Genomic DNA, 7,333 nt, shown 5'->3' on the forward strand with positions numbered 1-7,333 from the left:
TGCAGCAGCGCAAAGGCGGAGTCTCGCGTGGGATCTCGCATGGTTTTTAATCTCGGAGGGATTTGGTGGAGCTGAGGGGAATCGAACCCCTGACCTCGTCATTGCGAACGACGCGCTCTACCAACTGAGCTACAGCCCCGGAACCCAAGGGTCCATGGTGGAGCGCGAAATCGCGCATTTGCCGTACGAAGTCAACAGCCGATGTGAAAACATTGCCAGGAACGCAACCCATAGTTACTCATGCGCCGGTAAGACACGAGGCAATTGATGCTGTTCGCAATTTTTTGGCTGCTCGGTGAACTGATCCACCTGATGATCCTGGCGATCATCGCCAACGCGGTGCTGAGCATCCTGCTCGGATTCGGCGTGGTGAATTACCGGAGCCGCTTCGTCTATTCCCTGATGGATTTCCTCACCCGGGTGACCAACCCGGTGCTCAACCCGATTCGCAGCTTCCTGCCGCTGTTCGGCAATGTGGACCTCTCGCCGCTGGTGGCGATCCTGGTCCTCCAGGCGCTGCAGTTCGTGTTATCGGACGTTTATGGCCGTTTGGTCATGGCCGGGCTGGGTTTCTGATCCCACCGCCGTACGCATGCCACAATGTGACTTGAAATTGGTGCGCAACGCGATCTGATGGCGCCATAAAATGGCGTGCGCGAACAAATGGAGCAGGGTTGATGTAAAGCAATCGTGCGCCATGTGTGCGGCTCGTTTGGAAAGGGTGGGATTTGCGTCTTTTCGTTTTGACCCTCAGCCGGCTGATCTTCATGATCGTCGGCACGGCCCGCAGGTTCGCCTGGCCCACCGTCATCGTGCTGCTGGCGCTGGCGGTGGCCGGCCTGGCCTATTCGGCGCATCATTTGCGGCTGGATTCAGACACCGATGCCCTGTTTGCCCGCTCATTGCCCTGGCGCCAGGCGCAGATCCGCGAAAGCCGGGATTTTCCGCAATTCGACAATCTGCTTGTCGCGGTGGTGCAAGCCAAGACGCCGGAAGAGGCGCGCGAGACCGCTTCGGCGCTGAACGCCGCGCTCAACGCGGACAAGGCGCATTTCCGCGATTCGCGATATCCGGCGGGATCGGCCTTCTACGCCCAGCAAGGGCTGTTGCTGCTGCCCACGGACCAGCTGACCAAATTGCTGACCTCCATCATCGCCGCGCAGCCGTTTCTCGGCCAGCTCGCGGCCGACCCTTCGGCGCGCGGCCTGTTCACCGGCCTCAGCCTGATCGCACAGGGCGTCTCCACCGGGGCCAACCTGACGCCCTATCGGAGCGCATTGGAGGGCGTGCAGCAAAATCTCGCCGCCGCCGCCGCCGGCCATCCGGAACCGCTGTCCTGGCAGAGCCTGATCACCGGCGGCGTCGGCATGCAGAACACCGAGTTCGTGCTGACGCATCCCAGGCTCGACCAGGGCGCGCTGGAGCCGGGCGGGGTGGCCACGGCGGCGCTGGTGCGCATCGCGGCAAGCCTGCCGGATGTGAAAGCCGGCCGCGCCACGGTCAACTATACCGGGCAGGTGCCCCTGGCTGACGAGCAATTCGCCTCGCTCACCCAGGGGCTCGTGGTGGGCGGCATCATCAGCGTGCTGCTGATCGCGCTGTGGCTGTTCCTGGCGCTGCGCTCCTGGCGGCTGATCATGCCGATTTTGGCGACCTTGCTGCTCGGCCTGGCGCTGACGGTCAGCTTCACCGCTGTGTTCATCGGCGTCATCAATCTGATCTCGGTCGCCTTTGCGATCCTGTTCATCGGCCTGGCAGTGGATTTCGCCATCCAGTTCTGCGTGCGCCTGCGCGACGTGCGGCATGGCGTGACCGATCTGGCGCGGGCGATTCCGGAGACGGCGCGTCAGGCCGGCGGCCAGATCGCGCTCGCCGCCACCGCCACGGCCTGCGGCTTTTTCGCCTTCTCGCCGACGCCCTTCGTCGGCGTCGCCGAACTCGGCGTTATCGCCGGGGCCGGCATGTTCATCGCGCTGCTCTGCACCATCACCTTCCTGCCGGCGCTGCTCTGGCTATTCCGTCCCGGCGCCGAGGCGCTGCCGGTCGGCCTGCCGTTCGGCGCGCCGCTCGACCGCGCCTTGCAGCGCCGGCGCCGGCCGGTGCTGCTGATGTTTGCGGTCCTGGCGATGGCCGGCGCCGCCAGCGCGGCGACCATAAGTTTCGATGCCAACCCGCTCGATACCAAGGACCCGCACAGCGAGAGCATGCGCACGCTGCTCAGGCTGATCGCCAATCCCACGACCAACCCGTTTTATGCCGAGGCGCTGGCGCCGAACCTGGATGCGGCCAGGGCACTGCAGGCCAGGCTGGGCGCGTTACCGGAAGTGGCGGGGACGCTGTCGGGGGCGACGTTTGTGCCGGAGCAGCAGGCGCAGAAGCTGGCGATGCTCGAGCAGGTCAAATCGATCCTGGCGCCGACCCTCCTGGCGGCCGATTCACCGCCGCCGGCGGTGACGGCGTCATCGATCCGCGCCGCGATGGCCAAGGCGCATGATGGCATCATGCAGGTGGCGAAGCAGTTGCCGCCGGATTCGCCGCTGCTCGGCATCGCCGCCGTTCTGGGGCAATTGCAGACGGCCAGCGACGCCGAGGTGCTGGCGATGAACGCCGCCGTCACCCGGTTCCTGCCGGACGAATTGCAGCGCCTGGGCAGCAGCCTGTCGCCGCAGCCGATCACCATGGCGAACCTGCCAAAGGGCATCGCCGCGGACTGGTTCCTGCCGGACGGGCAGGTGCGTGTGGAAGCCTTCCCCACTGAGGCCGCGCAAACCTCCGCTGGGCTGAACCGCTTCGCCAAGGCGGTGCTGGAAGTGGCCCCGGATGCCGGCGGGCCGGCGATCTCCACCATCGCCACCGCCGAGACCATCCTGCACTCGTTCCGCGAGGCAGCGCTGCTGGCGTTTGCCGCCATCGCCGTGATCCTGGTGGTGGTGTTCCGCAATCTGCGCGACACGCTGCTAGTGCTGGCGACTTTGACGCTCTCGGCGCTGCTCACCGCCTTGTTGGCGAAATTGTGGGGCCTGTCGATCAATTACGCGAACATCATCGCCCTGCCGCTGCTGCTCGGCGTCGGCGTTTCGTTCAACGTGTATTTCGTCATGAATTTCCGCGCCGGTATGCGCAAATTCCTCTCCTCGGCCACGGCGCAGGCGGTTTTGTTCTCGGCCCTGACCACGAGCACGGCATTCGGCTCGCTCGCCGCCTCGCATGACCGCGGCACCGCGAGCATGGGCATTCTGCTCCTGCTCAGCCTCGTGGCGGTGCTGATCGCGACGTTCATCTTCCTCCCGGCCATGTTGTACACGCTGAGCGCACAGGCCGACCGGCGCGCCGCCATGCCGGAGCGCAATGCTCGAGAAGCGTAGCCTCAGCCTCTCCGGCCACCGCACCAGCATCGCCCTGGAACCGGAATTCTGGGAGGCGCTGGCGGCGCTGGCAGCAGGCGACGGGCTGACATTGGCGGCCCTGATCACGCGCATCGATTCAGCCCGCGCGCCGGAGCAGAAGCTCGCTTCGGCGCTGCGGGTGTTTGCGTTGAACGCAAGGAAGTAAGGAAGCAGGCGCTTTTTGAAAAAAGCGCCGCAAAAACTTTTTTACGCTGGGCCATGGGCGTTGTCGCCGACACAGCCCATGGCCCAGCATAACAAAGTTTTTTTGCTACTTTTTGTTCACAAAAAGTAGCGCTTCCTTCCTGTTCCTTTCCCTGTCTTACCCCCGCAACACGCCGCCGGTCTTTTTCGCGACCTCGGCGACGATTTTCGCGGAGATGGCCTCCAGTTCGGCCTCGGAGAAGCTCTTTTCCGTCGGCTGCAGCGTCACCGCGATGGCGAGCGACACCTGGCCTTCCGGCACGCCCTTGCCCTGGTAGCGGTCGAACAGCGCGACGTTGGTGATGACATTGCGCTCCGCCCCCTTGGCGGCGCGCAGCAAGGCTTCCACCGGGGCGTCCGCGGGCAGCAGGAACGCGAAATCACGGCGTAAGGGCTGGAAGGCGGGCAGCACGGGGGCGGCCTTGCGGCGGCGTTTCGGCTCGGCGACCGCGTCCAGGAACACTTCGAACGCGACGCTGCCGAGCGGTAGGTCGAGCTTTTGGCAGAGGCCGGGATGCAGCGTGCCGAAGGCGGCCAGCACGGTCTTCGGCCCCTGGCGCAACGTGCCGCTCTGGCCGGGATGGTAGAAGGCGGCGCCGCCCGGGCTGGTGGTGACCGCATCCAGCGGCACGCCGATGGCGGCCAGCACGGAAAGCGCATCGGCTTTGGCGTCCATCGCATCGTAGGGGCGGGCAGGGGCGAGGGCGGAGAGCGGCGTGTTGCCGACCCGTACACCTGCCGCCACGAGCGTCTGCGACGTGTCGGCTTCGTAGGCCGGGCCGATCTCGAACAGGCCGAGATCGCCAAAACCGCGCGCCACGTTGCGGGCGGCGGCCAGCGCCAGCGGCGCCACCGGGGTGTTGCGCATCTGGTCGAGATCGGCGGCGATCGGGTTGGCCAGGCGCAGGCTCTCCGGCGTCTCGCCGAACAAGGCGGCGGTCTCGTGGTCGAGGAAGCTGAAGGTCACGCATTCCAGCAGGCCGCGCGTGGCGAGAACCCGGCGCGCGAGGGACGTGCGCGCCTGCTTGGGTGTCAGCACCGGCGCCGGAATCACGGCCTCGGCCGGCAGCGAGACCGGGGCGATCGCATCCATCCCGTTCAGCCGCAGTACTTCTTCGATCAAATCGACTTCCGGCTCGATCTGCGCCGCGCCCGCGGCGGAAGCGGCGGCGTTGGGCAGGGCGGCCTGGTCCAGTGCCGGCGGCTGGGCGATGTCGTTGCGCCAGCTCGGCACGCGTACCTGCACCTGCTGCGCATCGCGCGCCAGCACGCCGAAGCCGAGCCGCTGCAAGGCGGCGACGGCCTCATCAGGCCCGGTCTCCGAGCCGCCGAACGACTTGATCCGGGAGAAGCGCAGGCTGGCCTCGCGCGTCCAATCCGGCCGGGTGCCGGCTGCGCTGACCTCGCTGGCTGTGCCGCCGCACAGCGCCAGCACCATCGACGTGGCGGCGTCCAGCGCCTCGGGCAGAAGCTGGGAATCGATGCCGCGCTCGAAGCGCTGCCTTGCGTCGGAGAAGATGCCATGGCGCTGGCCGGTCAAAGCGATGCGCACGCGGTCGAACAGGGCGCATTCGATGAACACGTTGGTGGTGCCCGCGTCGCAGCCGGTCGCCTCGCCGCCGACGATGCCGGCCAGAGACTGCGCGCTGTTGGCGTCGGCGATCACGCAATCTTCAGGCCCCACGCGCACCGGTTTTCCGTGCAGTCCCGCGAACTCTTCCGCGTCCGCGCCGCGGCGAAGGGTGAGCACGCCGCCCGCCACCTTGTCCGCGTCGAACACATGCAGCGGGCGGCCGAGATCGATGGTGAAGAAATTGGTGATGTCGGCCAGGACATTGATCGGCCGCAGACCGATCGAGGTAAGGCGGGCTTTCAGCCAGTCGGGGCTTTCCCCGTTCGTCACGTTGCGCACCGTGCGGCCCAGCACCCAGGGGCAGGCTTCGGGAAACTCGTTGTGCCAGATGACGGAGCTGGCGCCGGCGGCGGTGACCGCGCCAGGGAGGAAATCGACCAGCGTGCCGAGCCCGGCGGCCGCCAGGTCGCGCGCCACGCCGCGCACCGAGAGCGCGTCGCCGCGGTTGGGGGTGACGCTGATTTCGATCACCGGATCGTCCAGCCCGGCCCATTGCGCGTAAGGCGTGCCGACCGGCGCGTCCGCCGGCAGTTCGATGATGCCGTCATGCTCCTCGCCGAGCCCAAGCTCGCGCGTGGAGACCAGCATGCCCTCGGATTTCACGCCGCGGATCTCGCCCACTTTCAGCGTGATGCCGCTGCCGGGCACATAGGCGCCGGGCGGGGCGAACACCGCCTTCAGGCCGGTGCGCGCATTCGGCGCGCCGCACACCACGGAAAGCTCGCCGCCGCCGGCATTCACGCGGCAGGCGCGTAAGCGATCGGCATTCGGGTGCTGAACGGCCTCGATGATCTCGGCGATGACGAACGGGGCGAGACTCTCGACCTTGTTCTCCACGCTCTCCACCTCCAGCCCGATGGCGGAAAGGGTGGTGACGATCTCGTCGAGCGTGGCCTCGGTCTGCAGCCAGGTTTTCAGCCAGGAAAGAGAGAATTTCATCGGAGTTAGAAACCTTCGTGCAGCATGGCGGGGGCGAGGGCGGAGAAGCCGTAATGGCGCAGCCAGCGCACATCGCTTTCATAGAACAGGCGCAGATCGGCGATGCCGTGCTTGAGCATGGTGATGCGCTCGATGCCGACGCCGAAGGCGAAGCCCTGATATTCGCGCGGGTCGATGCCGCAATTGGCCAGCACGTTCGGGTGCACCATGCCGGAGCCGAGAATCTCCAGCCAGTCGCCGCCTTTGCCGATCTCGCCGGTCTTGCGGTTCCAGCCGATATCCACCTCCATCGAGGGTTCGGTGAACGGGAAATAGCTGGCGCGGAACCGCACCGGCAGGTCCGGCGCGTCGAAAAAGGCGCGCAGGAAATCAATCAGGCAGCCTTTCAGATGGCCGAGCGTGATGTCCTTGCCGATCACCAGCCCCTCGGTCTGGTGGAACATCGGCGAATGCGTGGCGTCGTGGTCCGAGCGGAAGGTCCGGCCGGGGACGATGATGCGAATCGGCGGTTCCTGGGCGAGCATGGTGCGGATCTGCACCGAGGACGTATGCGGCCGCAGCAGCGCCGGGCGCTCATTGAGCTTCGCGTTGACATAGAACGTGTCCATCATCGCCCGCGCCGGGTGGTGACCGGGGATGTTCAGAGCGCTGAAGGCGTTCCAGTCATTCTCGATGTCCGGGCCTTCCTTGATCTCGAATCCCATGGCGCCGAAAATCGCCGCGAGTTCCTCCATGGTGCGGCTGATCGGATGGATCGCGCCCGCCAGCTCGGGGCGCGGCGGCTGGGACACGTCGATCCGCTCCGCTTCCAGCCGGGCATTCAACGCCGCTTCGTCCAGGACCGCTTTGCGCGCGGTCAGCGCGTCGGTGATCAACGCCTTGATCCGGTTGATTTCGGCGCCGGCTTCCTTGCGCGCTTCCGGCTCCATGCTGCCCAGCGATTTCAGCGCGGTTGTGATGCTGCCACTCTTCCCCAACATGGCCACGCGCAGGGTCTCCAACTCTTGCGCATCCGCCCGGACGATCCGGTCCAGATCTTTAAGCAGCGAAACCTTCAAGTCCTCGGTCAGCATGGCATCACCTAATCTCGCTCTCCGGGGCGCAGCTGGGCACGAGCCGCCCGGAGGTGGAATTCTCACAAAATCAGACCGCTAAAGAACGGTCCATCAAG

The 7,333-nt window shown here is 66.2% G+C and carries 5 protein-coding genes and 1 tRNA gene; 3 read left to right on the forward strand and 3 right to left on the reverse strand.

The genetic code is table 11. The annotated features are described in order from the left end of the window. Positions 1-63 precede the first annotated feature (63 nt). Positions 64-139 (reverse strand) — tRNA-Ala (locus VNC39_RS06830). A 128-nt stretch (positions 140-267) separates the two neighbouring features. Between VNC39_RS06830 and VNC39_RS06835 the strand changes: the two genes are divergently transcribed. The 3 genes from VNC39_RS06835 to VNC39_RS06845 all read left to right on the forward strand — a co-directional run bounded on the left by VNC39_RS06835 (position 268) and on the right by VNC39_RS06845 (position 3,552). Further along, a complete protein-coding gene (locus tag VNC39_RS06835; RefSeq protein ID WP_325397492.1) occupies positions 268-576 on the forward strand; it encodes a YggT family protein in 309 nt (102 codons plus the stop codon). Positions 577-728: 152 nt separating this feature from the next. Then, entirely contained in the window at positions 729-3,365 is a 2,637-nt protein-coding gene (locus VNC39_RS06840) for an MMPL family transporter (RefSeq protein ID WP_325397494.1), read from the forward strand. Further along, entirely contained in the window at positions 3,349-3,552 is a 204-nt protein-coding gene (locus tag VNC39_RS06845; protein WP_325397496.1) for a ribbon-helix-helix domain-containing protein, read from the forward strand. Before VNC39_RS06840 ends, VNC39_RS06845 begins: the two co-directional genes overlap by 17 nt. A gap of 156 nt (positions 3,553-3,708) precedes the next feature. Here the strand turns inward: VNC39_RS06845 and pheT are convergent, their stop codons facing one another. Both pheT and pheS read right to left on the reverse strand, forming a co-directional pair. Continuing rightward, positions 3,709-6,162: a phenylalanine--tRNA ligase subunit beta gene (pheT, locus tag VNC39_RS06850; RefSeq protein ID WP_325397498.1), complete on the reverse strand. Its 2,454-nt coding sequence runs from the start codon at positions 6,160-6,162 to the stop codon at positions 3,709-3,711. A gap of 5 nt (positions 6,163-6,167) precedes the next feature. Next, positions 6,168-7,235 (reverse strand): phenylalanine--tRNA ligase subunit alpha, encoded by a 1,068-nt coding sequence (gene pheS, locus VNC39_RS06855; RefSeq protein ID WP_325397500.1) that lies wholly within the window; start codon positions 7,233-7,235, stop codon positions 6,168-6,170. Positions 7,236-7,333: the final 98 nt, after the last annotated feature.

Source organism: Acidocella sp. (assembly GCF_035535915.1).
GTDB lineage: Bacteria > Pseudomonadota > Alphaproteobacteria > Acetobacterales > Acetobacteraceae > Acidocella.

Bases quoted from the DNA above. Each gene is read 5' to 3' on its own strand.
- VNC39_RS06835 (WP_325397492.1), top strand. From the start codon at position 268: ATGCTGTTCGCAATTTTTTGGCTGCTCGGTGAACTGATCCACCTGATG.
- VNC39_RS06845 (WP_325397496.1), top strand. From the start codon at position 3,349: ATGCTCGAGAAGCGTAGCCTCAGCCTCTCCGGCCACCGCACCAGCATC.
- pheT (WP_325397498.1), bottom strand. From the start codon at position 6,162: ATGAAATTCTCTCTTTCCTGGCTGAAAACCTGGCTGCAGACCGAGGCC.
- pheS (WP_325397500.1), bottom strand. From the start codon at position 7,235: ATGCTGACCGAGGACTTGAAGGTTTCGCTGCTTAAAGATCTGGACCGG.